We start from the raw sequence: 25,721 nt of genomic DNA, 5'->3' as shown, positions 1-25,721 counted from the left end.
CGATCACGCTGTCCGCCATCGGGTCGGGTCAACCGTCCCGATGGTCCATGATTCGCGATTTTCCGCCGGACGGCCTACAGAGCGATCTTGTACCGGCCGAGGAGGAGCTGGAGGAGCTCGTCGGCGATCTCCGCCCGGGTGGCGTCGACCCAGCCGACGACCCAGTCGTGCATGAGGCCGTTGACGGCCCCGATGTAGGCGGCCCCCGCGATCGTGTAGTCGGCGGGCGGGATCTCGCCGCGGGCGACGGCCTCGTCGGTGACGGCCGTCATGAAGCCGATCCAGGTCGAGCGGCGTTCGAGACGCTGGAGGTCGATGCGGGGGCTGACGCCGATGACCTCGACGTAGGCGATGCGGGCGTGCCGGGGATCGGCGGCGGCGCCCTCCACGTAGGCGTGCAGCATGCGTTCGAGACGCTCGGCGAGCGGAAGGTCCTGGATCGAGGGAAGTGTCTCGAAGACCGCGCGCTGGGCCTGGCCGTGGACCATCCGGTGCAGATCGGCCAGGAGGTCCTCGAGCGCGTGGAACTCCTCGTAGAACTGGCGGCTGGACAGGCCCGCCGCCCTGCACACCTCGGCCAGGGAGGTCCCCCGGTAGCCGGGTGCCCGGCCGAACAGGTCGAGTCCCGCCTCCAGGAAGCGGGCGCGCCGCTCGGCCTGCCGCTGGGCGGCGTCCTTGCCGCCGTACCGGCGTTCCGCCGGGGTGATCTTTCCCGCCACCGTGCCTCCGCTGTCGACGACCGCATTTTCCCGCATTCCGGGGTTGTCGCGTGCGCCACGGCCGCCTACCATCCAGTAACACAATCTGAACTTTGGCAATTCCAAAGTTCAGACTAGCCGCCCACCCCCCGTGGAGCATCCATGTCCCTCTCGTTCCGTTCCCTGCGGTCCAGAACCCTGCTCGCCGCCGGAGCCGCCGCCGCGGTCGCCGCGGCGGGGCTCTCCCTCCCCGCGCAGGCCGCCCCCGACCTGCAGGAGGTCATGTTCGTCGGCAACAACTGGGAAGGCACCGCCGACGTCATCGCCTCCACCGGCGACTTCCACAAGATCGGCCGCGTCAACGTCATCCCCGACAAGGCCCAGCGCCTCGCCGCGATCTACCTCAACCCGGTCAACCTCGTCGTCTACCTCGGCATCCGCGCGACCGCGGGCGAGGGCCACGACCAGTACGTGGACGACATGTACTCCACGCCCGACGGCTCGGCCATGGTCGTCTCCCGGCCGAGCTTCGGCGACGTCGTCTCCATCGACCTGGCCACCAACAAGGTCAAATGGCGGTTCGCGGTCGGCGGCTACCGCTCCGACCACATGGCCGTCTCGCCCGACGGCAAGCGCGTCGCGGTGTCGGCCTCGCTGTCCAACACGGTCTACGTGCTGGACATCGCCACCGGCGCCCAGCTCGGCTCGTTCCCCACCGGCGCCAAGCCGCACGAGAACATCTTCACCCCGGACGGCAAGCTCTGGAACATGTCGATCGGCGAGGTCAACAACGACTTCGACGCCCCCTGGCAGGACTTCCTCAAGGGCGACCGGCACATCACCGTCGCCGACGCGAGCACCTACAAGGTCGTCAAGACCATCGACATGCGGTCCCGCCTGGACGCCGCCGGCCGCTCGGACCTGTCCAACTCCGTGCGCCCCACCGTCTTCTCGCCCGACCAGTCCAAGCTCTACTTCCAGGTCTCCTACTTCAACGGCCTCGTAGAGTACGACCCCGCCACCGACAAGATCACCCGGATCAAGACGCTGCCGAAGAACCCCGCCACCAGCGACGACCGGACCACCTTCGTCAACGACTCGCGCCACCACGGGCTCTCGATGAGCCCCGACGGCTCGAAGCTCTGCGTCGCGGGCACGATGGACGACTACGCGACGATCGTCCAGCGGTCCACCCTCCAGCAGGGGCCGCTCGTCTCCGCGTCCAAGCCCTACTGGGCGACCGTCAGCGGTGACGGCAGGGACTGCGTCATCTCCGAGAGCGGTTCCGACCAGGTCACCGCGATCAGCTTCGCCACCGGTCAGAAGATCGTCTCGGTGCCGGTCGGCGACCACCCGCAGCGCGTCCGGATCGCCCGCATCCCGGTCGGCTGGACCAGCCCCGCCGGCTGAGAACACCGGCTGAGACCATCGGCCGGCCCACGTGCGACGGGACGGGCGAGGCGGAAAACGGTTGGGATTCTGTCAGAGGCTTGTGGAAGTGTCTGTCGGGACAATCCCCCTTTGCCATCTCCGCACGTCTGATCGGGTGACATGACAGCCTCCGAGATCGATCTCTCCCCCCCAGCAGGGCCCGCGGCCAGCAGCCGGACGCCTCCCGTCGTCCGGCTGCTGGTGCTCGCGACGTTCGTGGTGATCCTGAACGAAACGATCATGATCAACGCGATTCCGAAGCTCATGAGCGCGCTGGAGATCACCGAACAGACGGCTCAGTGGCTCTCGACCGCGTTCATGCTCACGATGGCGGCGGTCATCCCCGCGACCGGATGGTTCCTCCAGCGGGTCACGACCCGGCAGGCCTACTCCGTCGCCATGGGCCTGTTCATCGCGGGCACCGTGCTGGCGGCCGTCGCGCCGACCTTCACCGTCCTGCTGGGGGCGCGGATCGTCCAGGCCTCCGGCACCGCGGTCATGATGCCGCTGCTGATGACCACCCTCATGCAGGTCGTCCCGATGGCCGATCGCGGCCGGGTGATGGGGAACGTCACGCTGGCGATCTCGGTCGCGCCCGCGATGGGGCCGGTGGTCTCCGGGCTGATCCTCCAGGTGGGCAGCTGGCGGTGGCTGTTCGTCGTGGTGGTGCCCATCGCGGCTGTGATCACCTGGGCCGGGCTGCGGAAGCTCGAGAACGTCGGGGAGCCGCAGGAGAGCTCCATCGACTGGTTCAGCGTCGTGCTGGCGGCCTTCGGCTTCGGCGGCCTGGTCTACGGGCTGAGCCGGTTCCACGCCGGCGGCTACGGCACGGCCGCCGCGATCGTGGGCGCCGGGCTGACGGCCATCGTCGTGTTCGTCTTCCGGCAGCTCGGCCTGCAGAAGCGCGGGGTCCCGCTGCTCGACCTGCGCACCCTCCGCAACCGCACCTACGTGGTCTCGCTCATCCTGATGACCGTCGCCTTCATGGCGATGATGGGATCGATGATCCTGCTGCCGCTCTACCTGCAGAACGTCCGCGGGCTCAGCGCCCTCCAGACCGGGCTCCTGGTCATGCCGGGCGGCCTCGCGATGGGCCTGCTCGGCCCGACCATCGGCCGGGTCTTCGACCGGTTCGGCGGACGGGTCCTCGTCCTCCCCGGGTCCGTCGGCATCATCCTGGCGCTCGCGGGCTTCACCCGGCTCACCCTGACGATGCCGTACTGGCAGATCCTCGGCCTGCACATGCTGCTGATGCTGAGCCTCGCCGCGCTGTTCACCCCGGTCTTCACCCTCGGGCTCGGCGCGGTGCCGCCGCAGCTCTACTCACACGGCAGCTCCATCCTCAGCACGCTTCAGCAGGTCTCCGCCGCGTTCGGCACCGCCCTGGTGATCACTCTGATGAGCCAGCGGACCGCGACCCGGATCGCCGACGGCGCCACCGCCACCGTCGCCGCCCTCGACGGGATGCATCTGGCCTTCGTGGTCAGCGCGGTCCTCTCGGTGGCCGTGCTGATCACGGCGCTGCTGCTGCCGTCCCGGCCGGAGGCCGTCGAGGAGCACTGATCGGCCACGGAACAGGGAGAGCGGGTGCCGGGGAGGTCTCCCCGGCACCCGCTCTTCGTTCGTCCGGCGCTCACTCGTCGACGGTCAGCATCCCCCCGGGGACGCCCGCGACCTCGATCGAGCGCCAGAGCGAGCGCCAGGCCGGCAGCTCGTGGTAGCGGCGCAGGGCGGAGATGCCCGCCAGCCAGCCGGCCCAGCCCGGGTGCGGCGGGTTCGCGGGATCGAAGCCGCTCTGGACGACGGTGAGCCGGGTCTTCCCGTCCGAACCCTCCAGCTCCCAGCTGTCGGTCATTCCGTCGGCGTAGCGCAGGGTGGCCTTGCGGCCCGGCTCGAACTCGACGAACTCGACGCCGCCCGGGTTCAGCTCGAAGCCGCCCATGGCGAACCGGCCGCCGACCCACGGCTCGATGTCGACGCGAACGCCGAACCACTGGTGGAACAGCTCCGGCCTGGTCATCGAGGCGAAGACCGCCTCGGGATCCGCGTCGATCAGCACCGAGGCGCGGAACTCCGACGAGGTGAAGTCGCACTTGGGCGTGAGCTCGCGGCCCGCGAGATGGTCGGCCAGGTTCGCGATCGCCAGGGTCCAGAAGGTCTGCATCCCGCCGCGGGCACCGGCCCGGTCGGCCAGGACCTCCTCGAAGCTGGGCAGGTCGCTCTGGGTCAGGGTGAACAGGGTGCCGTCCTCGTTCTCGGCCACCTCGAACTGCACCGTGGCCTCGACGCCCTCGACCGTCCAGGCGAACCTGACCGTGCTCTCGTCGACGTGCAGCACGCGCTGGTGCGGCTCCGCGCCGTCCGGGGTGGAGCGGCCCCAGAACGCGTACCTGCCGGGCAGGTCGACCTCGGCGTGCTCGGTCAGCCACGCCCGCAGCGCGGCCGGGTCGGTGAGCGCCTGGTAGACGTCCTTGGGCGGGGCCGGGAGCACCGCGCGCAGGCGCAGGTCAGGTTCGGTCTTGTGCGGATCGGTCATCGGGATCTCCCTTGGGATAGCAGACGACGGCCATCCGGAACGCGTCGCCCTCGGCACCGCCGTAGCGGCTGAACAGGTCCTGCAACGTGTGCTGCAACTCCGCCAGGAACGCGGGACGGTCCTCGGGCCGCACCCGGATGTCCCCCGAGACGCCGACCGACGGCAGCTCCGGCCGGGTGAGGTCGAGGGCGGCGACGTCCGCCTGCACCTCCTCCATCAGGTCGACGATGTGGCCGAGGCCGAGCAGGTCGCGGGTCTGGCGCAGCCCGATCCGGCCCACCAGGCCGGGGGACAGCCAGTAGGACCGGCCGGCGGCCTGGTAGATCCCTTCGTGGATCCCGCGCACTCTGCGCTCGGCCACCTGTCCGGCCAGCCGCGCCTCCACCAGGCGCTTCACGTGGTAGTAGACCCGCTGCGGGGTCTGGCCGAGCTCGGCCGCCACCTCGGTGCAGGACCGGGGTTCGGCGAGCTGCCGCAGCACTTCGATCCGCTGCGGCTTGAGCAGGGCCTCGGCCTGCTCGATCTGATCGAGGTACACGATGTCTCTCATGGCAAAGACAAGTCTTTACGTACAAGAATATTTTGTCAATGCTCGGATCTAGATCGTCAGGGGCAGCTCGACGGTGGCGAGCAGGCCTCCTCCGGGGCGCGGCGTGAGGGTGAGAGTGCCGTCGTGGGCCTCGGTGATGGTCCGGGCGATGGCCAGGCCCAGGCCGGTGCCCTGGTGGCCGGTGCGCAGGCGTCCGGTGCCGCGCCGGAAGGGTTCGGCGAGCGTCGCTACCACGTCGGGGGTGAGCCGCTCACCGGTGTTCTCGACGGTGAGGACCGCCGTCGAGCGGCGGGTGGCGGTGGTGATCAGGACGGTGCCGTCCGCGGGGAGGTTGTGGACGATCGCGTTGTGGACGAGGTTCGTCGTGAGTTGCAGCAGGAGGGCCCGCGATCCGGTCGCGGGGGTGATCTCGCCGGACGTCTCGAGGGCGACGCCGCGCCGTTCGGCGAGGGGAAGAAGGGTCTCCACGGCCTCCTCCGCGAGGAGGGACAGGTCGACGGGGACCCGGGTGAAGGAGCGCTGCCCCGCCCGGCTGAGCAGGAGCAGCGCCTCGGAGAGGTCGATCGCCCGGGTGTTGACGGCGTGCAGGCGGTCCAGGAGCTCGGCGGTGTCGCGGTGCGGATCGGCGCGGGCCACGTCGATGAGCGCCTTGGAGATCGCCAGCGGGGTGCGCAGCTCATGGGAGGCGTTGGCGGCGAACCTGCGCTCCCCGGCGACGTGCTCTTCGAGCCGGGCGAGCATCGTGTCGAAGGCGTCGGCGAGCTCGCGGAACTCGTCGGTGCGGCCGGGCAGCCGGATCCGGTGCTCGAGCGATCCCTCCGCGGCCAGGCGGGTGGCCTCGGTGATGCGGGCCAGCGGCGCGAGCATCCGCCCGGCGAGGAGCCACCCGCCCGCCAGGCCGAACACCAGCAGGAACGCCATGATCGCGGCGGCCGTCGGGGCGAAGGCCCGCAGGTAGGCCGAGCCCGGCGAGGAGATGACCACCTCGTCCGGCGCGAAGCCCAGCCGCTGGGAGCGCAGCAGGAACACCGCGACGGCGAGGAGCGGCAGCGCGCCCGCGAGCATGAGGAATCCGGCGTAGCTGAGCGTGAGTTTGAGCCGGACGCTCGGCCCGGCCCCCCTATCCACGGCCCGCTCCCCCCGGCGCCTCCTCCGGACGCGCGATCCGGTAGCCGACGCCCGGCACCGTCACGATGATCCAGGGTTCGCCGAGCCGCTTGCGCAGGGCCGAGACCGTGATCCGGACGGCGTTGGTGAACGGGTCGGCGTTCTCGTCCCAAGCGCGTTCCAGGAGCTCCTCCGCGCCGACGACCCCGCCGTCGGCGGCCACGAGGACCTCCAGCACCGCGAACTGCTTCCTGGTGAGCGGGACGGGGCGGCCGTCGCGGTGGACCTCCCTGCGGAACGGGTCCAGCCGCAGCCCGGCGATCTCCCGGACCGGCGGCCTGCTGTGCGCCCGCCTGCGGTCGAGCGCCCGCAGCCTGAGGGCGAGTTCCCGCAGGTCGAAGGGTTTCGTGAGGTAGTCGTCGGCGCCGAGACCGAACCCGGACGCCTTGTCGTCGAGACGGTCGGCCGCGGTCAGCATGAGGATCGGCATCCCGCTGCCGGAGGCGACGATGTGGGCGGCGATCTCGTCGCCGGACGGCCCCGGGACGTCGCGGTCGAGGACCGCGATGTCGTAGGTGTTGACGCTCAGAAGCTCCAGGGCCGTGTCCCCGTCGCCCGCTATGTCGGCCGCGATGGCCTCCAGACGCAGGCCGTCCCGGATGGCCTCGGCCATGTACGGCTCGTCCTCAACGATCAGCACCCGCATGAAACCCATGCTAGGAGCGGGTGTGTACCGCGACCGTATCGGAAATCGCATACGCTCCGGCAACATCACCCGGTGTTCGATGGGCGTCATGCGAATGGAGATCACGGCATGGCGGCGGGGGCCCGTCCTCACGGCGCTGGCGCTGCTGCTCGGCCTCGTCCTGGGGCTGCACGCGAGGATCCCCAACCGGGTCGGGAATCTCGGCAGCCTGGTGGAGACCTTCCTGCCCTGGTTCGGGGTGTTCGTCCCCGTGCTGCTGGTCCTGGCGGTCCGGCGCCGGTCGCCCTCCGCCGTGGTGGCGCTGCTGCTGCCGGTCGCGGTGTGGCTGCATCTGTTCGGCGGGCTGCTCGGCGACAGGTCGCGGCCGGGCGGCGATCTCACCGTCGCGGGGCAGAACGTCGGCGCGGGCAACGCCGACCCCGCCGGCACCGCCCGCGGGCTGGCCCGCTCCGGGGCGGACGTCCTGGCCCTGGTGGAGATCACCCCGCACGCGCTGCCCACCTACGAGAAGGAGCTGGGGACGGCCTACCCGCACCACGCGGTGCTGGGCACGGTCGGGCTGTGGAGCAGGTTCCCGCTGTCCGAGACGCGGACGGTCGACGTCCGGATGGACGCGGGGCCGCTGGGCGACGCCAAGCCCGCCGCCGTCAAGCTGCCCTACAACCGTGGGCTGCGGACCACCGTGGCCACCGCCCGCGGGCCGCTCGCGGTGTACGTCGCCCATCTGGGATCCGCGCGGGTGAACCCCCGGGCGGGTCTGTCGACGGGCCAGCGGGACGCGGGCGCCCGCGCGCTCGGCGAGGCCGTCGCCGCCGAGCCGAACGAGCGGGTGGTGCTGCTCGGCGATCTGAACGGCAGCATGGACGATCGCGCGTTCACCGGCCTCACCTCGCGGCTGCGCTCGGTCCAGGAGCAGGCCGGGGACGGTTTCGGCTTCACCTGGCCCGCGGCCTTCCCGATGATCCGCATCGACCAGATCCTGGTCCGCGGCGTGCGGCCGCTGAGCTCCCGGGTGCTGCCCGCCACCGGCAGCGACCACCGCCCGGTGGCCGCCACGATCGGCTGGTGAACGGTCGGGAGGGCGGGGCGGTCAGGAGGGCTGGGCCTGGGGTTCCCTGCGCTCCGCCGCGGACGGGCCGCGCACGATGGGGGCCGAGACCGCCGCCGCGAGGCAGAGGGCCAGTGGCAGCAGGAAGGTGACGTTCAGCGGGACCAGCTCGGCCAGCGGCCCGATGACGGCGGGGCCCGCCAGCATGCCGAGGTAGCCGAGGCCCGCGACCCGCGAGACGTTGGTGCCCGCGGCGTCCGGATCGGCGTGGCCGGCGGCGCTGAACAGCTGCGGGATGCAGCCGGACAGGCCGAGCCCCGCGATCGCCCAGCCGGTGATGGCGAGCGGGATGCCGGGCGAGGCGGCGGCGAGGGCCCAGCCCGCCGCGGCCAGCAGGGCTCCGTACCGCAGGACGAACAGCGCCCCCATCCGGCCGGCGACGCCGTCGGTCAGGAAGCGTCCCACCGTCATCGCGGTCGCGAAGGCGCCGAAGGACAGGGCGGCGACGCCCGGCGAGGCGTCCAGGACGTCCCGCAGGTGCAGGGCGCTCCAGTCGTTCGCGACGCCCTCACAGAGCATCAGCGCGAAGGCGAGCACGCCGAGCAGCCAGATCCGGCGCGGAGTCCGGCGCCGGGCCGCCTCCGGCGCGTCCGGCGCTTCCGCCTCCGCGGGTTCGGGACGCAGCAGCGCGGGAGCGGCCGCCAGCGCCACGGCCATGCCGAGGACGCTCATCACCGGAAGGGTCACGGCGGGGCTCCAGCCCCAGCTCAGGGTGCGCGCGCCGACGAGGGCCGCGGCCACGCCGCCGAGCGAGAAGACCGCGTGGAAGGCCGACATCACCGGACGCGCGTAGGCCCGCTCGACCTGGACGGCGTGCGTGTTCATGCTGACGTCGAGGAAGCCGTTGGCCGCGCCGAGGACCAGCAGCGCCCCGCCCAGCGCCCACGGCCCGGTCGCCGTCCCGGGGAGGATCAGCGCCGCACTGCACAGCAGCGCGCTGACCGGGACGACCCTGCGCGCGCCGAACCGGTCGGTGAGCGGCCCCGCGAGCTGCATCCCGGCGAACGCGCCCCCGCCGAGCAGGAGCAGCAGCCAGCCGAGCAGCGCGTGACCGATCCCCGTCCGGTGCTCGACCGCCGGGATGTGGACGACCCACAGCCCGAGAACGAACCCGTTGAGCGCGAAGTAGACGAAGGTGGCCAGCCGTCCGGCCCGCAGAGCTCTGTTCACTTATCGAACATATCTAACATGACTCGTGTTTGAAAACCTCGATTTCTCACAGATAACGTGTTCACTGGCGGATCGCGTCCTCCTCTTCAGTGGAAGGGGCGGAGCTCGGTCCTGCGGTTGCAGGCCTTCGAGCCCTCGGCGGCCAGGGCGAGCGCGGTCTCGTGGTCGGGCGCCTCGATGACCCAGAAGCCCGCGAGGAACTCCTTCGACTCCACGAAGGGGCCGTCGGAGAACCGCGCCGCACCGTTCCGGTTGTCGATCACCGTGGCGTCGCCGGGCCCCGTGAGGCCGCCGGCGAAGACCCAGTGGCCCTCGGCCCTGAGCCGCTCGTTGAAGGCGTCGATCGCGGCCTCCTCCTCCGCGTCGGCCAGGACGTCCCGCTCGGAAAAGATCACGGAAACCAGGTACTGCATCGCGGCGCGTCTCCCCTGTGTCGTGGCGCCCCTCACGGGCGGCCCCTCCCCTTCCTACAACGGAACGGCGGTAGGTTGAGGCGGAGGCCACCGTGCCATCGACGACGACACGAAGAGCGCCAGAGAGCAGGACCCAGTGACGGCCTTGGCCATGGACACCCAGGAGATGGATCCGTTCACGGTGGTGAGCCTCTCCGGCGAGCTGGCCCTGACCACCGTCGGGATCGCCGAACCGCGGCTGATCAGCACGATCGTCGGCCACGCCCCGCCCATCCACCTGATCCTCAACATGAGCCGGGTGGCCTTCATGGACTCGGCGGGCATCAGCCTCCTGGCCAAGACCCACTTCGCCGTCCGGTCCACCCGCGGCACCCTCCGCCTGGTCATCCCGGACGAGGCGCTCCCCCGCCGCATGCTGAGCGTCACCGGGGTCGACCAGTCGATCAAGGTGACCGACACCCTCGCCCGCGCCCTGAACGAAGGCCTCGCCGAGCTCGGCGCCCGCTGACGGCAGTGACGAGGGCCGCCGCACCAGCACGGCGACCCTCTGCACTGACCCCTCACAAGGGCTTGGACCCCATTCCCCCACCTCCCGCTTCAAACCCGCCGGGCCCGGCCGCCGGCACGAGCGCGTCGAGGAACTTGTAGGTGCCGGCGAAGGCCACGCACCCGCCGATCGTGCAGGCGGCGAGCCTCTGGTTGCGCGTGCCGTTCGAGACGACATAGCCGAGCAGGCCGCCGACGGCTCCCCCGATGAGCGAGGCGAGCAGGAGCAGCAGCACGCGGACGCTGATGCCGTCCGAGGCCGCCACGGTGGCGAACATGACTGAGGACATGGCTGCTGTATTCACTCCATTTCAGGATCGGCCCAGAACTCGACGAGCCGTGCGGGATCGGCACCCGAGGCCGGCCATTCCGGGCAGGGACGGCCGGTCTGGAGCGACCAGACCGCGGTCAGCAGGAGGAGCAGGTTCCCCTCGTCGTTGTAGGGATCCGTGGGCTCCTCCCGAACGAGGACGAAGGCCGCGAGGGCTGTCATGAGGACCATCGTTCCGGCGCCCCGAACCCGTCCCGGCCGAAGCGGCCGGACCCGTCCCGCACCCGCCGGGACCGGCCGCGGAGGGCCGGAAGCGGGCGCCACCGGATGACATCGCCTGACCCGCGGCAAGGGCCGCTGTCATCCGGTCCCGCCCGGGAGGGCCCGTTTTCGGCCGGGCCCGTACGGACCCGGCCCGTACCGGCCGGTACGACTGACTCCCTGATCGACTTACCGGTGAAATGTGCGTTAAGGAATTTCGGTCCCGTTGCGTGACGAGGTGTGCGTTTCCCGGAGTGACCCGACGGTCCCGTCCTGAGACGATGTCCTCGAGCAAGGCGCGGCCGACTACAGCGAATACATCCGGACGGTCAGGGAGATCGGTTGGGAACGGGACAGGACCGTGGCACGGGGCCCTCCTCGGCCGTCGTCGCGGCGTTCTGGGACGACATGCGGATGGCCTTCGAGGCGGCGGGGCCGCCGACCTACCCGCGCCTGGTCAGGATCATGAAGGAGCAGGCCGCCCGCAACGGCGGCAGGACTCTCGGCAAGAGCGCCCTGCAGTCCATGATGACCGGGAAGAACATCGGGCTGCCCTGCTGGGAGGTCCTGTCCGCGGTGATCTCCGCGCTGCACGTCGCCGCGGCCGAGACACGGCTCGACCCCGCCGACGTCGGCGGCATCCCCGACTGGCACGCGCGGCTGCTCGACGCCAAGAACGGCTCGGCCGAGCCCGTGCACGGCGACTCCCCGGCGTCCTCCGGCGAGGCCGCGCCTCCGCTGTCGCTGGTCGGCAAGGTGCATCCCGTCGACGTCGTCCTGCGCCACCAGCCCGAGGACGGCGGGCCGGAGAACGAGGACGTCCTCTACGAGCTGACGATGGCCGCGCACGACGAGGACCACCCCGACCACGGGCAGGCCGCCTTCGGGCTGGCCGTCCTGGCGATGTGCCGGGGCGGCGCCGCCGAGGGCGAGCACTGGCTGAAGGTCTCGGCGCTCGCCGGCTGCGAACCGGCCCGCGCCCTCATCTGCGCGCGCGACCGGCATGCCGACGCCGTGGCCGCGGCGCGCAAGATCAGCGACACGCACATGACCGAGGGCCGCATAGAGCTCGCCCTCGTCTTCCTCAAGGCCACCCGCACGGCGGCCTGATCCCTTCCGTCCGGGAACGGCGAAGGGGCCGCCGGACCCCCAGGTCCGACGGCCCCTTCCGGCCGGATCATGGTCAGGCCTTGTCGAAGGTGTTCTTGGCCCAGAAGTAGGCGACGAGGGCGATCCCGGCGCTCCAGGCGATGGCGATGGCGCCGCTGTTGCCGATCGGGGTGCCGAGCAGGAGGCCGCGGAGGGTCTCCATGATCGGGGTGAAGGGCTGGTACTCGGCGAACCAGCGGAGCGCGGTGGGCATGGACTCGGTGGGGACGAAGCCGCTGCCGAGGAAGGGCAGCAGGATCAGGGGCATCGGGGCGTTGCTGGCGGCCTCGGGGGACTGGGCCCGCAGGCCGAGGGCGACGGCGAGCCAGGTGATGGCGAGGATGAACAGGACGAGCAGGCCGGTCGCGGCGAGCCACTCGACGGCGGTGGCGTTGGGGCGGAAGCCGATGGCCACGGCGATCACGATGAGGGCGACCATGCCGAGGAGCTGCTGGATGAGGCTGCCGACGACATGGCCGGTGAGGACCGAGGCCCGGGAGATCCGCATGGTCCGGAAGCGGGCGATGATCCCCTCGGTCATGTCGGTGGCGACCATGACCGCGGTCCCGGTGGCCGCGGTGGCGGCGGCCATGAGCAGGATGCCGGGGACGACGTAGTCGATGTAGGTGTCGCGGCCTCCGCCGAGGCCGGAGCCGAGGGTGCCGCCGAAGACATAGACGAACACCAGCAGCAGGATGACCGGGGTGATGATCAGCTGGATGGTCATGGACGGGTAGCGGACGAGCCGTCTGAGCTGCCGCCGGATCATGGTCGAGTTGTCGCGGGCCGCGAGGGTGAGAGCGCTCATGGGAGGTGCTTCCTTCTGCTTCGGGGGGACGGTGCCGGTGCGGGGGGCGGCTCAGGCGGGGGTCTGCTGCCGGCCGGTGAGGGTGAGGAAGACGTCGTCGAGGTCGGGGGTGTGGATGCTCAGGTCGGCGATGTCGATGGAGCGCTCGTCGAGGAGGGCGAGGGTCTCGCGGACGGCGCGGACGCTGCCGTCGCTCGGGACCTGGAGGGTGAGGGCGTCGGGGTCGGGGGTGCCGGCCGCGAGGGCCAGCAGGGCGGCGTCGAGGCCGGCCGGGTCGGTGAACCTCAGCTCGATGTGGCCGCCGGGGATGAGGCGCTTGAGCTCCTCCGCGGTGCCCTCGGCGATCAGGGTGCCGTGGTCGAGGAGGGCGATGCGGTCGGCGAGCTGGTCGGCCTCCTCGAGGTACTGGGTGGTGAGGAAGATGGTGACGCCGCCGTCGGCCAGGTCGCGGACGATGCTCCACATGGTGCGCCGGCTGCGGGGGTCGAGGCCGGTGGTCGGTTCGTCGAGGAAGATCAGGCGGGGGTCGCCGACCAGGGTCATGGCCAGGTCGAGCCGGCGCTGCATGCCGCCGGAGTAGGTGGAGGCGGGCTTGCCCGCGGCGTCGACCAGATCGAACTTCTCCAGCAGCTCCCTGGCCTTGTTCCTGCCGTCCCTGCGGGAGAGGTGCTTGAGATCGGCCATGAGGAGCAGGTTCTCCTCGCCGGTGAGCAGCTTGTCGACCGCCGAGTACTGGCCGGTGACGCCGATGGCGCCTCGGACGTCGTCGGCCTGGGCCTCCAGGTCGTGGCCCGCGACCCGGACGGTCCCCGCGTCGGCCTTGATCAGGGTGGAGAGGATCTGGACGGTGGTGGTCTTGCCGGCCCCGTTCGGGCCGAGCAGGGAGAAGATCGTTCCTTCGGGGACGCTCAGGTCGACGCCGTCGAGCACGATCTTGTCGCCGTAGGACTTGCGCAGCCCGGTCGCGGCGATGGCCAGGTTCTTCATGCGGTGCTCCTCAGGGGGTACGAAGCGGGGCTGACGGTCAGAGGCTGCGGGCGGTGATGTCGCCGCGCGTGGTGGTGGCGTGGATGTCGAGGACGACGGAGCCGTCGTTCTTCAGGGTGTTGGCGACCCGGCCGAGGGTCGTGCCTGCGTCCAGGGAGGCGGAGGTCCCGGCGGCGGCGGCGACCGAGATGTCGCCGTCCTGGGTGCTGAGGACGACCTTGCCGCCGACGGCCTCGGCGATCCGGATGTCGCCCCGGAGGGTGCTGATCTCGGCGGGACCGTTGAGGCGGCCGACCTCGACGTCTCCTTCGGTCGCGGTGAGCCGGACGCTCTCCGCCTCGTCGATCTTGATCTGGTGGTAGGCGCCCTCGAAGGCGACGGCACCGAGACGGCCGACCACCCGGAACTCCGTCGCGGCGGCCTTGGCCTCGACGCTCGAACCGGCGGGCACCTGGACGGTCACCTCGATGGAGCCCGAGGTGCCCAGGTAGGTGTTCTTCTCCGGGACCGCGATCCGCAGGACACCGTCGGTGAACTCGACCGTGGTCTGCTCGGCGGCCTTCACGTCGCGGCCCTTCGAGGCGTCGGCCGGGAGGACCTCGACCGTCGTGTCCGCCCGGTCGGCGGCGATGAAGCGGACCCGGCCGGCGGGGACGTCCAGGACGGCGGCGATCGGGGCGGGGCTGGCGAACTTCTGCATCGTTCTCTCCTACGGCTTGTTGTTTCGAACAACGCAAACGCTACGTTGCGTTCCACATCTTGGCAACACACTCGTTGCGTCAAAACCTTGAAATCGCAGGTGAACGCATCAATATCGTTGCAACGCCTGTGAATTTAACGCAACGATCGCGCTCGATTTGTTGCAATGGATTGAAGGTGAACGCTATGCTCGGGGCGTCACGGAACCACGAAGGAGGCCCCGATGCCCGGAGGCAGGCTCACCCAGCAGGAACGCCAGCAGATCGCGCTGGGGCTGGCCGACGGCCTGGCCTACGCGGAGATCGCCCGAGGCCTCGACCGGCCGACCTCGACGATCACCCGCGAGGTGATGCGCAACGGCGGCCCCACCGGCTACCGCGCCGACCTGGCCCACCGCGCGACGGAGCACCGCGCCCACCGGCGCAGGCCGGCCGCGCCGCGCGGCGGGTCGGAGCCGGGCCCCCTGCCGCACGGGCGCGACGCCGAGGCCGTCCGCGCCTACGAGGAGCAGTTCACGACCGTCCTGATGGGATCGGGCCTGCCCAAGATGATGTCGCGGGTGATGGTCAGCCTGCTCGTCAGCGACACCGGCGGCATGACGGCGGCCGAGCTCGTCCAGCGCCTCCAGGTCAGCCCGGCGACCATCTCCAAGTCGATCTCGTTCCTGGAGAGCCAGTCGCTCGTGCGCAGGGAACGCGACGAGCGCCGGCGCGAGCGGTACGTCATCGACGCCGACCTCTGGTACCAGTCGATGGTCGCCAGCGTGATGTCGCTCAGGCAGCAGGTCGAGATCGCCCGGGAGGGGGTCGGCGTCCTCGGCTCCGGCAGCCCGGCCGGGGCGCGGCTGGAGAACGTCGCCCGCTTCCTGGACTTCGTCAGCGAGAGCCTCGCCAGGGCCGCGGAGCAGGCACGTGACGTCCTGTTCGAGGGGACCGGAACGGACGCTCCCAAAAAACAGGAGCCGCTTGGTGATTAGTCCCGAAAGGCGGGCATATGCGTCGTCGCATTGATCCCGTACCTGGAGGAGAAGAAATGACAGCCACCGGCATTCTCGTCGCCATCATCATCGGTGCCATCGTCGGCGCCCTGGGCCGCCTCGTCCTGCCCGGCCGCCAGCCGATCGGCATCCTGCTCACGGTCGGCGTCGGCATCGTCGCCGCCGTCCTCGGCACCATCATCGCCCAGAACGTGGGCGTCGCCACCACCGACGGCATCGACTGGATCGAGCTCGCCTTCCAGGTCGGCCTCGCCGCCGTCGGCGTCGCCATCGTCGCCGGCCTCCAGGGCCGCCGCGGCATCCGGTAACACCACCGTCGCGACCCATGCGAACAGCACCGGAACGCAACACCCATATGCCGAGCCCGCCGCGTCGCGGCGGGCTTCGCCATTCCCGCGGAAAGGCGAAAGAGGGCCGCCGTGACAATACGGCGGCCCTCTTCACCGATCTTTACCGGGCCCTTTCACGCCTCCTGATCCCGGTCAGGACGTCGATGACGACGAAGACCAGGAGGCTGAGCCCCAGGATCGGGAGCGCCCAGCCGATCAGGACGACGACGGGGATCCCGACCGCGAGAACGGGCCAGGGCGTCCGCCGCCAGGCGCCGCGGGCCGGGGGCGTCCCGGCGAGGGCCCTCCGGTCGTCCCGGGACGGCCGGCGCCGCCACCAGGTGCGGTAGCCGAGGAAGATGACCACCAGCAGGCTGAGCGCGAGCGCCGCGAGGACGAGCTGGTTCGCGAGGCCGAACAGCAGGCCCATGTGGGCCTGGATGCCCAGCGCGCTGAGCTGGGCCAGGAACGGATGGTCCGCCCAGTCCACCCGGGCGGTGACCTGCCCGCTGGAGGCGTCCACGGCGATCTTGTCCTTGCGGACCGGCCACGTGTTGTCGGTCTGGGCGACGCTCCACGCCGACCCCGCGCTCTCTGGCGCGGCCACGTCGATCGGGCCGGTGAGCCCCGCGGTGCGGGCGGTCGCCAGGACCTTGTCGTAGTCGGCGAGGACGCCGTCCGGCGAGGCCGCGCCGTGTCCCGAGTGACCCGCGTGCCCGTCCCCGGCGGGAGCGGGAGCGGCGGACAGGGCGGTGTCGAGTTCGGGAGCGCTGGAGTCGAGGGCCGACTGGACCCTGTCGAACCGCTGACCCGCCTGCTCCGCCCAGGTGAGGCCGGTCGCGCTGAGGAACAGCAGGCCGAGCGCCAGCCACAGGCCCAGCGCGGCGTGCCGGGAGCGGGTGCGGCGCACGCCCTTGTCCGAGCGGTCCGGCAGCAGGGCCCGGCGCGCCGGTGCGCTCCCCCGGTAGCGGCGGCGGCGACCGAGCCACATCGCCAGCCCGGCCAGGACGATCACCCACAGCCAGCTCGCCGACAGCTCCGAGTACACCATCCCGGCCTTGCCCAGATGCAGGCTGCGGTGCAGCTCGTCCAGCCACGAGGTCAGCGGGGTCGCGCCCCACCAGGTGGTCAGCGCCCCCTTGACCTCCAGGGTGTAGGGGTCGACGTAGACCGTTCGCTGCTTCTCGCCCAGCTCGGGGAGCATCAGCACGACCTTGGTGGTGTCCCCCGGACCGGCGGGGATCCCGACCGTCCCGATCGTGCCCTCGGGATGGGCGGCCCGTGCGGCGGCGATCTGGTCGGCCAGCGGGCGCGGCTGCCCGGCGACCCGCTCGACCCGCAGCTCGTCCCGGTAGACGATCTGGTCGAGCTGAGGGGTGAAGGCGTACGCCAGCCCGGTCAGGGCCGACAGCACGAGGAACGGCGCGATGAACACGCCCGCGTAGAAGTGCAGGCGCGTGATCAGCGCCCACACCCCCGAACGGGAGCGGCCCTCCGCCCGGCCCTGCGCCGGGACGGCCTCGGGCAACGGTTCGACGGACTCGGGAGATGGATCCTGATTCGAGGTGATGGACATGCGTGCTCCAAGCGGCAGGGGTGTGCGGCGGCCGTCACCGGTAGGGACGGGCCGTGACAGGCGGCGCGTCGGGCGCCGCCCTGAGCGCGCGTCACCCCCGGGCGTGTGCTCGGACACGTCCGTTCGGAGAACCGGAGAGAGCGGGCTCAGCCGGGGGCGACGGCCCCCGCCGGCGGTCCCCTCGTCACCAGCGCGTGCCGCAGCACCGTGCCGCGCGGCCTCGGCGCGTCGGGCCACACCGGTGCCGCGACGGCCCGCACCGGCACCAGCGCCGCGAAGAGCAGGCAGAGCGGGGCGAGCACCCAGCCGGTGACCAGCCGCGCGAGCGAGCACAGGCCCGCTTCGCCGCGCCGCAGCCACCACGCCGTGACGATCACCGCCACCAGGTGCATCAGGAACATGCTGAACCCGGCCGACGACCCCGTGCCGTGCTGCCCCTCGGGCATCCGCATGACCGGCACCGGCTCCATGGCGCGGTGCGGTGAGATCTCGCCGAAGACGAGGTGCAGGAGGATCTGGACGGCGCCCAGGACCGGCATGATCGTCCGGAGCGTCCGCTCCCTGCCGGTCAGCGCCCACGCGGGGACCAGCAGGACCCCGGCCGCGACCACCACGGACGAGCGGTGCACCTGGCCGCCGCCCGCGACATGCGCGGCGGAGGCCAGCGCGGCGCACGTGGCGGAGAAGCCCGCCGCACGCGCCCAGCGCACCACCGACCACGGCTCCACGGCGTCCCGGCTCCCTTCGCACGGCAGGCGCAGGCTATCGCCCGTACCGGCCCGTACGCATCCGCTCCAGCCCACAGTTCACCGCCCTGGAGAGGCGGGGGCAACCCCCTCGGGCACCGGGGTCACGGGCTTGTGGCGCGACGGATCGCTTAACACCTGGGGAAATGCCGCGTTCGCCCAGGTCAGAGCCGCTATGCGTGTGGTGCCGTCCGCCACGGGTATCCGCGGTTCGAGCGCATCGGCCGCGGCAGAGCGGCCGGCCGAACGAAAGCGGGAAAGTCATGATCACCCTTGGTGTCGTTCTTCTGATCGCCGGTTTCCTGACCGGCATCTCCATCCTGTGGACCCTCGGGATCGTGCTCCTCCTCGTGGGCCTGGTCCTCATGGTCATGGGCGGCACGGGCCGCGCCGTCGGCGGCCGCCGCCACTACTTCTGAGGCCCCTGAGGCCGCGCCTTCCGCGGGCGGGGGAGACTGGCGGACGGGGCGTCCGCCCCCTCGCCTACGGAAGGAACGCGTTCATGTCCGATGGTCAGGCACGGGAGCGGTACGAGCGGTTCGCCGCCCTGCACGCGCAGGACGGGCCGTTCATCATGCCCAACGCCTTCGACGGGTTGTCCGCGGCGGTCTTCGCCGAGGCCGGTTTCGAGGCCGTCGCGACCTCGTCCGCCGCGTTCGCGTTCGGCCTGGGACGCCACGACGGAGCCCACGCCGTCAGCGCGGCCGAGCACATCGAGCACGCCCGGATCCTCGGGCTGACCAGCGGGCTGCCCGTCAACGGCGACTTCGAGGACGGCTACGGGCGGACCCCCGAGGACGTCGCGGCGACCGTCGAGGCCGCCGTCGCCGGGGGCCTGTCGGGGATCGGCATCGAGGACACCTCGGGCGACCCCGCCCGGCCGATCCGCGACTTCGACGAGGCCGTCGAGCGCGTCCGCCGGGCGGCCGAGGCGGCGAAGGGACGGATCGTCCTCACCGGGCGCACCGACAACTTCATCCAGGGCCGCCCCGATCTCGACGACACGATCCGGCGTCTCACCGCGTTCGCCGAGGCGGGCGCCGACGTCCTCTACGCCCCCTACCCGCCCGATCTGGACGCGATCACGGCGATCGTCCGGGCCGTGGCCCCCAAACCCGTCAACGTGCTGCTCCGCCCGGCCGACAGGGCCGTCACCGTGGCCGAGCTGCGCGACGCGGGCGTCAAGCGGATCAGCCTCGGCGCCGACCCCTACCTGTTCGCCATGGGCGCCCTCCGGACGGCCGCCGCGGACCTGGCCAAGGGCGACCTCACCGCGCTGACCGGCGGGATCGGCTTCGGGGACGCCTACGGGCTCCTGTCCCGCTGACCGGATAGTGTGACCGGACGGCCGGGTCGAAAGAGGCGCATGTCCACGAGCAGCGAGTCCGCCCGGCCGCCCGCCGGGATCATCGCGGTCGTCACCGCAGGCGGGGTGATCGGGGCTTGCGCCCGTTACGGGGCGGGCCTCGCCTGGCCCACTCCGCCGGGCGGCTTCCCGTGGACCACCTGGTGGATCAACGTGACCGGCTGCGCGGCGATGGGCGTCCTGATGGTCCTGGTCACCGAGCGGTTCTCCCCGAACCGGCTGCTCCGGCCGTTCCTCGGCACCGGGATCCTGGGCGGCTACACCACCTTCTCGACCGCCACCCTCGACACCCGGCACCTCCTCGACGGCGGCCATCCGGGCCGTGGCCTGATGTACGCCGCCACCACGCTCCTCGCGTCCGTGGCCGCCGTGTGGGCGGCGAGCGCGATCACCCGGGCCGTCGTCCCGCCCCGCTCCCCGGCGGAGGACGGGGCGTGAACTGGCTGATGGTGATCCTCGGTGCGGCGGCGGGAGCGCCCCTGCGTTACCTGACCGACCGCTTCCTCCAGGCCCGCCACGCGACCGGCTTCCCGTGGGGCACCCTCGCCGCCAACCTCACCGCCTGCGCCGGGCTCGGCTTCCTCACCGGGGCGGCCGCGGTCGTCGCCGTCCCCGCCGCCCTCCAGCAGTTCGCGGGCCCCGGCCTCTGCGCGACGCTCAGCACCTACTCGACCTTCTCCTACGAGACACTCGCCCTGGCCAGGACGGGCTCCACCGGATTCGCCCTGGCCAACGCGGCCGTCAGCGTGGTCGCGGGCCTGGGCACCGCCTCCCTGGCCGCCGCGCTCGCCCAGGCACTGCTCGGCTGAGAGACGGGATCGCCCTTCCTCATCGTCGTGCCGGAGCTCGAACGGGACCTCGCCGCGGCCGTCGGGCGGGAGCCCTCACGGGGGTGGGGCCAGCGGGAGTTCCATGATGAAGTTCGCGCCCGGCGCGGGGCCGTCCTCGACGGTGAGGGTGCCGTTGTGGGAGGCGGCGACGTTGTGGGAGATCGCCAGGCCCAGGCCCGTGCCGCCGGTCTGGCGGTCGCGGGCGGTGTCGAGGCGGGCGAAGCGGTCGAAGACCCGTTCGCGGTCCTCGACCGGGATGCCCGGCCCGTCGTCCCCGACGGTGAGGACCGCCCGGGAGCCGGAACGGCGCAGGGTGACGGTGACGGTGCTCCGGGCGTGACGCTCGGCGTTGTCCAGGAGGTTCGCGACGGCCCGTGCCAGCCGGGAGTCGACCCCGTCCACCTCGATCCCCTCCTCGAGTTCGACGGCCAGCTCGTGGCCCGCGTCCTTCAGCCGCCCGTGGCGGGCCAGCTCGTCCGCGACGAGGACCCCGAGGTCGATCCGGGTGATCGGAGCGGTGCCCGGATCGCCGATCCTGGTCAGCAGGAGAAGATCGTCGACGAGGCCGTCGAGCCGGTCGATGCCGTCGACCAGGGTCCGGAGCGTCCGGGGGAGCTCGGCGTCGTCGGGGTACATCTGGGCGTACTCGGCCTCGGCGCGCAGCGCGGTGAGCGGGGTGCGCAGCTCGTGGGAGGCGTCGGAGGCGAACTGGGACTGCTGGCGGACGACGTATTCCAGCCGGTCGAGCGACCGGTTGACCGCCCGCACCAGCGGCGCGAGGGCGTGGCCGGGTTCGAGCTCCGGCAGCCGCTCGGAGGGGTCCGTGCGCGTGATGCGGTCGAGCTCGGCCTCGATGTCGCCGATCGTGCGGATCGCGCGAGCAGGACCCACCGCGCCACCCCCACGATCGTCGCAGCCGAAGCTCTGAGGTCGAAGCTATTCGATACCAGGTCGGCCTCACCCAAAGGCTCCGCTTGCCCCGACCAAAGATCTCTCCCCGATGTCCGGCCGGGATCTCCCCGGCCGGGCGCGTTCGTCGCGAGGGCGGCCAGTACCGTAGGCGGATGTCGAACCTCAGGAAGCAGATCCTCGCCGAGCTCGGCGTCAAGAGCGCCGTCGACCCGGCGGCCGAGATCCGGGAGCGGGTCGGTTTCCTCAAGGACTACCTGCGGGCGACCCCGGCCGAGGGCTATGTCCTGGGGATCAGCGGCGGCCAGGACAGCACGCTGACCGGGCGGCTGTGCCAGCTCGCCGCCGAGGAACTGCGGGCCGAGGGACACGAGGCGACCTTCGTCGCGGTGCGGCTGCCCTACGGCGTCCAGGCCGACGAACACGACGCCCAGATCGCGCTGGAGTTCATCCGGCCCGACCGGTCGATCACGGTGAACGTCAAGCCGGGCGCGGACGCCGCCGCCGCCGCGTCGGCCCTCGGCCTGGGGGAACCGCTGCGCGACTTCGTGCGCGGCAACATCAAGGCCCGTGAGCGCATGGTCGTCCAGTACTCGATCGCCGGGCAGCACAACCTGCTCGTCGTCGGCACCGACCACGCCGCCGAGGCGGTGACCGGGTTCTTCACCAAGTACGGCGACGGCGGCGTCGACCTGACGCCGCTGACCGGGCTGTCCAAGCGCCAGGGGGCCGCGCTGCTGAAGGAGCTGGGAGCGCCTTCGAGCGTCTGGGAGAAGGTCCCGACCGCCGACCTCGAGGACGACCGTCCGGCCCTCCCCGACGAGGTCGCGCTCGGCCTGACCTACGCCCAGATCGACGACTACCTCGAGGGCGCCGACGTCACCCCGGAGGTCGCCGCGAGGCTCGAGTCCGTCTTCCTGGCGACACGCCACAAGCGGACCGTCCCCGCCACCCCCCTCGACTCCTGGTGGAGGCCCTGACGTCGATGTGGCCGAACCTCTCAGAGGGGCGGGGCGGCATCGGCCCAGGGGCGTTCGGACTCGAGCTGGCGGGCCAGGGAGAGCAGGAGGGACTCGCCGGCGAGGGGGCCGACGAACTGGACGCCCAGCGGGAGACCTCCGGCCGTCCGGTGCAGGGGGACGGACATCGCGGGACGGCCGGTGATGTTCGCGAGCTGGGTGAAGGGGACCGGGGCGAGGTTGGCGATGATCTGGTCGTGCCACAGGCGCGTCTTCGCCATCGGGCCCGCCAGCCGGAGCCTCAGGACCAGCTCGCCGAAGAACTGCAGGACCCGCGGGGTGTCGAGGGCGCCGATGCGGACCGGAGGACCGGCCAGCGACGGGGTGAGCAGCAGGTCATAGCGTTCGTGGAAGGCGGCGAGGGCGCGGGAGTAGGTGTTCCAGCGCTCGTGGGCGGCGATGTAGTCGGCGGCGCGGACGGAACGGGCGGCTCCGGCGAGCATCCGGGTGTCGAGCTCGAAGTCGCCGGTGCGGGCTCCGGTGGTGCGCCGGATCTCGGCGACGGTCGCTGCGGCCTCGCAGCCCCACATCATGAGGAAGTCGCTCGCGAGGCCCTCGCCGTCGAGGTCGGGTTCGGCCGGTTCGACCTCGTGGCCGAGGGCGCTCAGGAGCTTCACCGCGCCGTCCACGGCGGCGACGGCCTCGGGGTCGACGGGGGTGCCGAGCGGGGAGGCGGTGGTGAAGCCGATGCGCAGGCGGCCGGGATCGCGCCGCGCCGCCTCGGCGTAGGAGGTCTCGGGACGGGCCGTCAGGAAGGGCCCGCCGAGGTCGGGGACGGCCGTCATCACGTCGAGCATCGCGGCGCTGTCGCGGACGGTCCGGGAGATCACGCCCTGGGTGGCGGCGCCGTGGAAGTACTCGGCGTGGTGCGGCCCGGACGACAGCAGGCCGCGGCCCGGCTTGAGCCCGAACAGCCCGCAGCAGGCGGCCGGGATGCGGATCGACCCGCCGCCGTCGCTGGCCCCCGCGACCGGCACGATCCCGGCCGCGACGGCCGCCGCCGAGCCGCCTGAGGATCCGCCGGGGGTGTGGTCGAGGTTCCACGGGTTCCGCGTGACACCCGTCGCGACCGGCTCGGTGACGGACTTCGTGCCGAACTCCGGGGTGTTCGTCTTGCCGAAGACCACCAGGCCCGCGTCGAGCCAGCGCCGCACGATCACGCTGTGCCCCTCGGCGACGTGCCCGGCCAGGGAGCGGGAGCCGCCGGTCGTCGGCTGGCCCTCGTAGTCCTGACCCAGGTCCTTGAGCAGGAACGGCACCCCCGCGAACGGCCCCTCGAGCGTGGTTCCGGCGCGTTCGCGGGCGACCTCGTACATCGGCCGGACGATCGCGTTCAGCTTCCCGCCGACCCCCTCGGCCCGGTCGATCGCCGCCTCCAGCACCTCACCGGGCGAGACCTCTCCCCGCGCGACGATCTCCGCCAGGCCGACGGCGTCGAACCGCCGGTACTCGCTGTAGTCCAACGCGTCCCACCTTCTCGAGATCCGACTCGCGGGTAACTTAGTCCCGTTCCCCACAAGACCACCACCTCCAAATCTCCCCTTTTCCTGTTGACTTAATGGGAAATAGGACGACCCGGACGGGAGAGGGGCGGGACATGACGGTGGTGCTGGTGACCGGGGCCGGGGGGGATCGGGCGGGCCACGGTGGAGCTTTTCGCCGGGCGCGGGGCGCGGGTGGTGGCCGTCGATGTGGACGCGGAGGCGCTCGAGGGGCTCGACGGGGTCGAGACGTTCACCGGGGACGTGGCCGTGGAGGAGGACAACGCCGCGGCCGTGCGGATGGCGGTCGAGAGGTTCGGGCGGCTGGACGCCGTGGTGCTCAACGCCGGGGTCTCCGGGGCGGGGCCCGTCGAGGGGGAAGGGGCGGTCGCGGGGCTCGACCACGCGGGCGAGGGGATCAGGATCAACGCGCTCGCCCCCGGCCTGACCAGGACCCGGATGACGGCCGGAGTCCGCGACGACCCCGCGCTCTCCGAGGTCGCCGTCGGGCGTATCCCGCTGCGCCGCTGGGCGGAGCCGCGCGAGCAGGCCGAGGCGATCTGGTTCCTCGCCTCCCCCGCCGCCTCCTACATCACCGGCACCGTCCTGGCCGTCGACGGCGGGATCGGCGCCGACAACGGCCTGCTCTTCCCGCCCGACACCCCGGGCGGCGATTTCCGGTAACCGGAGGCAATAAAGGATAAGAACAGCCTTGACGTCCCTTTGGGGCGGTATCCGGGCATGTTCGGGGAGGTTGGGTCCCACGGAGCCGTGCAAAGAACGGCCGGAGCGACCCGGGGGAAGACCGCATGCCTTTCGTGACCACACGCGATGACGTCCAGATCCATTACAAGGACTGGGGCACCGGGCGTCCGGTGATCTTCATTCACGGGTGGCCGCTGAACGCGGACGCCTGGGACGACCAGATGAAGTGCGTCGCCGACAACGGGTTCCGGGGCATCGCGCACAGCCGGCGGGGCCACGGCAGGTCCGACCAGCCATGGGGGCCCTACGACTTCGACACGTTCGCCGACGACCTCGACGACCTGATCCGCGGGCTCGACCTGCGCGACGTCACGCTGGTGGCGCACTCGATGGGCGGCGGCGAACTCGCCCGCTACGTCGGCCGCCACGGCACGGGACGGCTGAAGTCGGCGGTCCTGCTGTCGGCCGTGCCGCCGCTCATGGTGCGGACCGAGGCCAATCCCGAGGGCGTTCCGGACAAGGTGTTCCAGGACATCAAGGGCGGCATCCTGCGCGAACGCTCGCAGTTCTGGCAGGACACCGCCGTCGGGTTCTTCTCGGCGGACCAGCCCGGGAGCAACGCCACCCAGGGCAACAAGGACGCCTTCTGGTACATGGCCATGCAGCAGTCGATCGAGGCGGGCGTGCGGTGCGTGGACGCCTTCGCCTACACCGACTTCACCGAAGACCTGCGGAAGTTCGACATCCCGACGCTGATCGTCCACGGTGACGACGACCAGATCGTCCCGATCGACGCCACCGCGCGGAAGTCGGCCGAGATCATCCCCGGCGCGACCCTCAAGGTCTACGAGAAGGGCTCGCACGGCATCGCGCTGGTGCCGGGCGACAAGGAGCGGTTCAACGCCGATCTGCTCGCCTTCCTCACGACCTGAGCAGGTCAGCCGCCGAAGGTCTGCCGGACCTCGACCTCGCCGCTCCAGCCGGGCCAGCACCTGCGGTGGGTCTCCAGGAAGCGCCCGGCCCAGGCTACGGCCTCCTCGACCGAGGCCACGTCGTAGATCGCGAAGGCGTCGGGCGAGCCGGCCGAGGAGAAGCCCTCGGTGACCGAGACGGCGTCGCCCGACAGCGTGACCAGCGGCGAGACGGCGGTGGGGGCGAGTCCGGCGGTGTCGACCGGCACCCCGGCGGCCTTGAGCTCCTCGCCGAGCTCGGCCAGGGCCGCGAACAGCTCGGGGGGCGGGGCGCCGAAGTCGCCGGCGGACCTGAGCAGGGTCATGACGCGCATCTCGTTCTCCTCGATCCGGGGTTCTGCTGATGTCCTCG

At 71.7% G+C, this 25,721-nt stretch carries 31 protein-coding genes; 14 read left to right on the top strand and 17 right to left on the bottom strand.

Annotated elements, in window-relative coordinates:
• Positions 1-74 precede the first annotated feature (74 nt).
• Positions 75-755, bottom strand: a complete 681-nt coding sequence (locus ABD785_RS22495; RefSeq protein ID WP_344831556.1) for a TetR/AcrR family transcriptional regulator — start codon at positions 753-755, stop codon at positions 75-77.
• A gap of 105 nt (positions 756-860) precedes the next feature.
• Here ABD785_RS22495 and ABD785_RS22490 point away from each other — a divergent pair, with 105 nt between their 5' ends.
• Together ABD785_RS22490 and ABD785_RS22485 are read left to right on the top strand one after the other, a co-directional pair.
• Complete coding sequence (locus tag ABD785_RS22490) at positions 861-2,108, top strand: YncE family protein (RefSeq protein ID WP_344831554.1); 1,248 nt, start codon at positions 861-863, stop codon at positions 2,106-2,108.
• 141 nt (positions 2,109-2,249) lie between these two features.
• Positions 2,250-3,692, top strand: a complete 1,443-nt coding sequence (locus tag ABD785_RS22485; RefSeq protein ID WP_344831553.1) for an MDR family MFS transporter — start codon at positions 2,250-2,252, stop codon at positions 3,690-3,692.
• A gap of 70 nt (positions 3,693-3,762) precedes the next feature.
• On the opposite strand, the gene ABD785_RS22480 is transcribed toward ABD785_RS22485, so the two are convergent.
• Genes ABD785_RS22480 through ABD785_RS22465 form a run of 4 tightly spaced genes read right to left on the bottom strand, consistent with a single transcriptional unit; the run spans position 3,763 to position 7,028 of the window.
• Positions 3,763-4,665: an SRPBCC domain-containing protein gene (locus tag ABD785_RS22480; RefSeq protein WP_344831552.1), complete on the bottom strand. Its 903-nt coding sequence runs from the start codon at positions 4,663-4,665 to the stop codon at positions 3,763-3,765.
• Positions 4,637-5,215: a helix-turn-helix domain-containing protein gene (locus tag ABD785_RS22475; protein ID WP_344831550.1), complete on the bottom strand. Its 579-nt coding sequence runs from the start codon at positions 5,213-5,215 to the stop codon at positions 4,637-4,639. Before ABD785_RS22475 ends, ABD785_RS22480 begins: the two co-directional genes overlap by 29 nt.
• A gap of 48 nt (positions 5,216-5,263) precedes the next feature.
• Positions 5,264-6,343, bottom strand: coding sequence for a sensor histidine kinase (locus ABD785_RS22470; protein ID WP_344831549.1), 1,080 nt, complete (start codon positions 6,341-6,343; stop codon positions 5,264-5,266).
• Positions 6,336-7,028 (bottom strand): response regulator transcription factor, encoded by a 693-nt coding sequence (locus ABD785_RS22465; protein WP_344831547.1) that lies wholly within the window; start codon positions 7,026-7,028, stop codon positions 6,336-6,338. The genes ABD785_RS22470 and ABD785_RS22465 overlap by 8 nt, the downstream gene beginning before the upstream one ends.
• A gap of 79 nt (positions 7,029-7,107) precedes the next feature.
• Here ABD785_RS22465 and ABD785_RS22460 point away from each other — a divergent pair, with 79 nt between their 5' ends.
• Positions 7,108-8,097 (top strand): endonuclease/exonuclease/phosphatase family protein, encoded by a 990-nt coding sequence (locus tag ABD785_RS22460; protein WP_425547804.1) that lies wholly within the window; start codon positions 7,108-7,110, stop codon positions 8,095-8,097.
• A 21-nt stretch (positions 8,098-8,118) separates the two neighbouring features.
• On the opposite strand, the gene ABD785_RS22455 is transcribed toward ABD785_RS22460, so the two are convergent.
• On the bottom strand, positions 8,119-9,306 hold the full coding sequence (locus ABD785_RS22455; RefSeq protein WP_344831545.1) for an MFS transporter: 1,188 nt from the start codon (positions 9,304-9,306) through the stop codon (positions 8,119-8,121).
• Between the two features lie 86 nt (positions 9,307-9,392).
• On the bottom strand, positions 9,393-9,719 hold the full coding sequence (locus tag ABD785_RS22450) for a YciI family protein (RefSeq protein WP_344831544.1): 327 nt from the start codon (positions 9,717-9,719) through the stop codon (positions 9,393-9,395).
• A 136-nt stretch (positions 9,720-9,855) separates the two neighbouring features.
• On the opposite strand from ABD785_RS22450, the gene ABD785_RS22445 reads away from it, so the two are divergent.
• Entirely contained in the window at positions 9,856-10,227 is a 372-nt protein-coding gene (locus ABD785_RS22445; protein ID WP_344831541.1) for an STAS domain-containing protein, read from the top strand.
• A gap of 52 nt (positions 10,228-10,279) precedes the next feature.
• On the opposite strand, the gene ABD785_RS22440 is transcribed toward ABD785_RS22445, so the two are convergent.
• The gene (locus tag ABD785_RS22440; RefSeq protein ID WP_344831538.1) at positions 10,280-10,555 is read right to left on the bottom strand and encodes a hypothetical protein; all 276 of its coding nucleotides are present in this window, start codon (positions 10,553-10,555) and stop codon (positions 10,280-10,282) included.
• Positions 10,556-10,566: 11 nt separating this feature from the next.
• Positions 10,567-10,758, bottom strand: coding sequence for a hypothetical protein (locus ABD785_RS22435; protein WP_344831536.1), 192 nt, complete (start codon positions 10,756-10,758; stop codon positions 10,567-10,569).
• Positions 10,759-11,139: 381 nt separating this feature from the next.
• Between ABD785_RS22435 and ABD785_RS22430 the strand changes: the two genes are divergently transcribed.
• Positions 11,140-11,907 (top strand): hypothetical protein, encoded by a 768-nt coding sequence (locus ABD785_RS22430; protein WP_344831534.1) that lies wholly within the window; start codon positions 11,140-11,142, stop codon positions 11,905-11,907.
• 73 nt (positions 11,908-11,980) lie between these two features.
• On the opposite strand, the gene ABD785_RS22425 is transcribed toward ABD785_RS22430, so the two are convergent.
• Genes ABD785_RS22425 through ABD785_RS22415 form a run of 3 tightly spaced genes read right to left on the bottom strand, consistent with a single transcriptional unit; the run spans position 11,981 to position 14,441 of the window.
• On the bottom strand, positions 11,981-12,754 hold the full coding sequence (locus ABD785_RS22425; protein WP_344831532.1) for an ABC transporter permease: 774 nt from the start codon (positions 12,752-12,754) through the stop codon (positions 11,981-11,983).
• 51 nt (positions 12,755-12,805) lie between these two features.
• The gene (locus ABD785_RS22420; RefSeq protein ID WP_344831530.1) at positions 12,806-13,741 is read right to left on the bottom strand and encodes an ATP-binding cassette domain-containing protein; all 936 of its coding nucleotides are present in this window, start codon (positions 13,739-13,741) and stop codon (positions 12,806-12,808) included.
• A 37-nt stretch (positions 13,742-13,778) separates the two neighbouring features.
• Positions 13,779-14,441, bottom strand: a complete 663-nt coding sequence (locus tag ABD785_RS22415; RefSeq protein WP_344831527.1) for a DUF4097 family beta strand repeat-containing protein — start codon at positions 14,439-14,441, stop codon at positions 13,779-13,781.
• A 222-nt stretch (positions 14,442-14,663) separates the two neighbouring features.
• On the opposite strand from ABD785_RS22415, the gene ABD785_RS22410 reads away from it, so the two are divergent.
• Entirely contained in the window at positions 14,664-15,416 is a 753-nt protein-coding gene (locus ABD785_RS22410) for a helix-turn-helix domain-containing protein (protein WP_344831525.1), read from the top strand.
• A 56-nt stretch (positions 15,417-15,472) separates the two neighbouring features.
• Positions 15,473-15,745, top strand: coding sequence for a GlsB/YeaQ/YmgE family stress response membrane protein (locus ABD785_RS22405; RefSeq protein WP_344831523.1), 273 nt, complete (start codon positions 15,473-15,475; stop codon positions 15,743-15,745).
• Between the two features lie 142 nt (positions 15,746-15,887).
• Here the strand turns inward: ABD785_RS22405 and ABD785_RS22400 are convergent, their stop codons facing one another.
• Together ABD785_RS22400 and ABD785_RS22395 are read right to left on the bottom strand one after the other, a co-directional pair.
• Positions 15,888-17,342: a PepSY-associated TM helix domain-containing protein gene (locus ABD785_RS22400; RefSeq protein WP_344831521.1), complete on the bottom strand. Its 1,455-nt coding sequence runs from the start codon at positions 17,340-17,342 to the stop codon at positions 15,888-15,890.
• 146 nt (positions 17,343-17,488) lie between these two features.
• A complete protein-coding gene (locus tag ABD785_RS22395; protein ID WP_344831519.1) occupies positions 17,489-18,070 on the bottom strand; it encodes a hypothetical protein in 582 nt (193 codons plus the stop codon).
• 281 nt (positions 18,071-18,351) lie between these two features.
• Between ABD785_RS22395 and ABD785_RS22390 the strand changes: the two genes are divergently transcribed.
• The 4 genes from ABD785_RS22390 to ABD785_RS22375 all read left to right on the top strand — a co-directional run bounded on the left by ABD785_RS22390 (position 18,352) and on the right by ABD785_RS22375 (position 20,263).
• Complete coding sequence (locus ABD785_RS22390; protein ID WP_344831516.1) at positions 18,352-18,507, top strand: DUF6131 family protein; 156 nt, start codon at positions 18,352-18,354, stop codon at positions 18,505-18,507.
• Between the two features lie 83 nt (positions 18,508-18,590).
• Positions 18,591-19,415 (top strand): isocitrate lyase/PEP mutase family protein, encoded by an 825-nt coding sequence (locus ABD785_RS22385; RefSeq protein WP_344831513.1) that lies wholly within the window; start codon positions 18,591-18,593, stop codon positions 19,413-19,415.
• A 39-nt stretch (positions 19,416-19,454) separates the two neighbouring features.
• On the top strand, positions 19,455-19,892 hold the full coding sequence (locus ABD785_RS22380; protein WP_344831511.1) for a fluoride efflux transporter FluC: 438 nt from the start codon (positions 19,455-19,457) through the stop codon (positions 19,890-19,892).
• Positions 19,889-20,263: a fluoride efflux transporter FluC gene (locus tag ABD785_RS22375; protein WP_344831509.1), complete on the top strand. Its 375-nt coding sequence runs from the start codon at positions 19,889-19,891 to the stop codon at positions 20,261-20,263. Before ABD785_RS22380 ends, ABD785_RS22375 begins: the two co-directional genes overlap by 4 nt.
• Positions 20,264-20,338: 75 nt before the next feature.
• On the opposite strand, the gene ABD785_RS22370 is transcribed toward ABD785_RS22375, so the two are convergent.
• Positions 20,339-21,175: a sensor histidine kinase gene (locus ABD785_RS22370; RefSeq protein ID WP_344831506.1), complete on the bottom strand. Its 837-nt coding sequence runs from the start codon at positions 21,173-21,175 to the stop codon at positions 20,339-20,341.
• Between the two features lie 173 nt (positions 21,176-21,348).
• On the opposite strand from ABD785_RS22370, the gene nadE reads away from it, so the two are divergent.
• Positions 21,349-22,173, top strand: coding sequence for an ammonia-dependent NAD(+) synthetase (nadE, locus tag ABD785_RS22365; RefSeq protein ID WP_344831504.1), 825 nt, complete (start codon positions 21,349-21,351; stop codon positions 22,171-22,173).
• 20 nt (positions 22,174-22,193) lie between these two features.
• Here the strand turns inward: nadE and ABD785_RS22360 are convergent, their stop codons facing one another.
• Positions 22,194-23,675: an amidase gene (locus ABD785_RS22360; protein ID WP_344831502.1), complete on the bottom strand. Its 1,482-nt coding sequence runs from the start codon at positions 23,673-23,675 to the stop codon at positions 22,194-22,196.
• A gap of 168 nt (positions 23,676-23,843) precedes the next feature.
• Here ABD785_RS22360 and ABD785_RS22355 point away from each other — a divergent pair, with 168 nt between their 5' ends.
• Both ABD785_RS22355 and ABD785_RS22350 read left to right on the top strand, forming a co-directional pair.
• Positions 23,844-24,377 carry an SDR family NAD(P)-dependent oxidoreductase gene (locus ABD785_RS22355; protein WP_344831762.1) on the top strand — a complete coding sequence of 178 codons (534 nt, stop codon included), beginning with the start codon at positions 23,844-23,846 and terminating at the stop codon, positions 24,375-24,377.
• A 125-nt stretch (positions 24,378-24,502) separates the two neighbouring features.
• A complete protein-coding gene (locus ABD785_RS22350) occupies positions 24,503-25,330 on the top strand; it encodes an alpha/beta fold hydrolase (protein ID WP_344831500.1) in 828 nt (275 codons plus the stop codon).
• Between the two features lie 5 nt (positions 25,331-25,335).
• Here the strand turns inward: ABD785_RS22350 and ABD785_RS22345 are convergent, their stop codons facing one another.
• Positions 25,336-25,683: a YciI family protein gene (locus ABD785_RS22345; RefSeq protein ID WP_344831498.1), complete on the bottom strand. Its 348-nt coding sequence runs from the start codon at positions 25,681-25,683 to the stop codon at positions 25,336-25,338.
• Positions 25,684-25,721 lie beyond the last annotated feature (38 nt).

Origin of the sequence: Actinocorallia longicatena (assembly GCF_039534125.1) — a bacterium.
GTDB classification, from domain to species: domain Bacteria; phylum Actinomycetota; class Actinomycetes; order Streptosporangiales; family Streptosporangiaceae; genus Actinocorallia; species Actinocorallia longicatena.
This window is presented reverse-complemented; position numbering and strand designations above follow the sequence as displayed.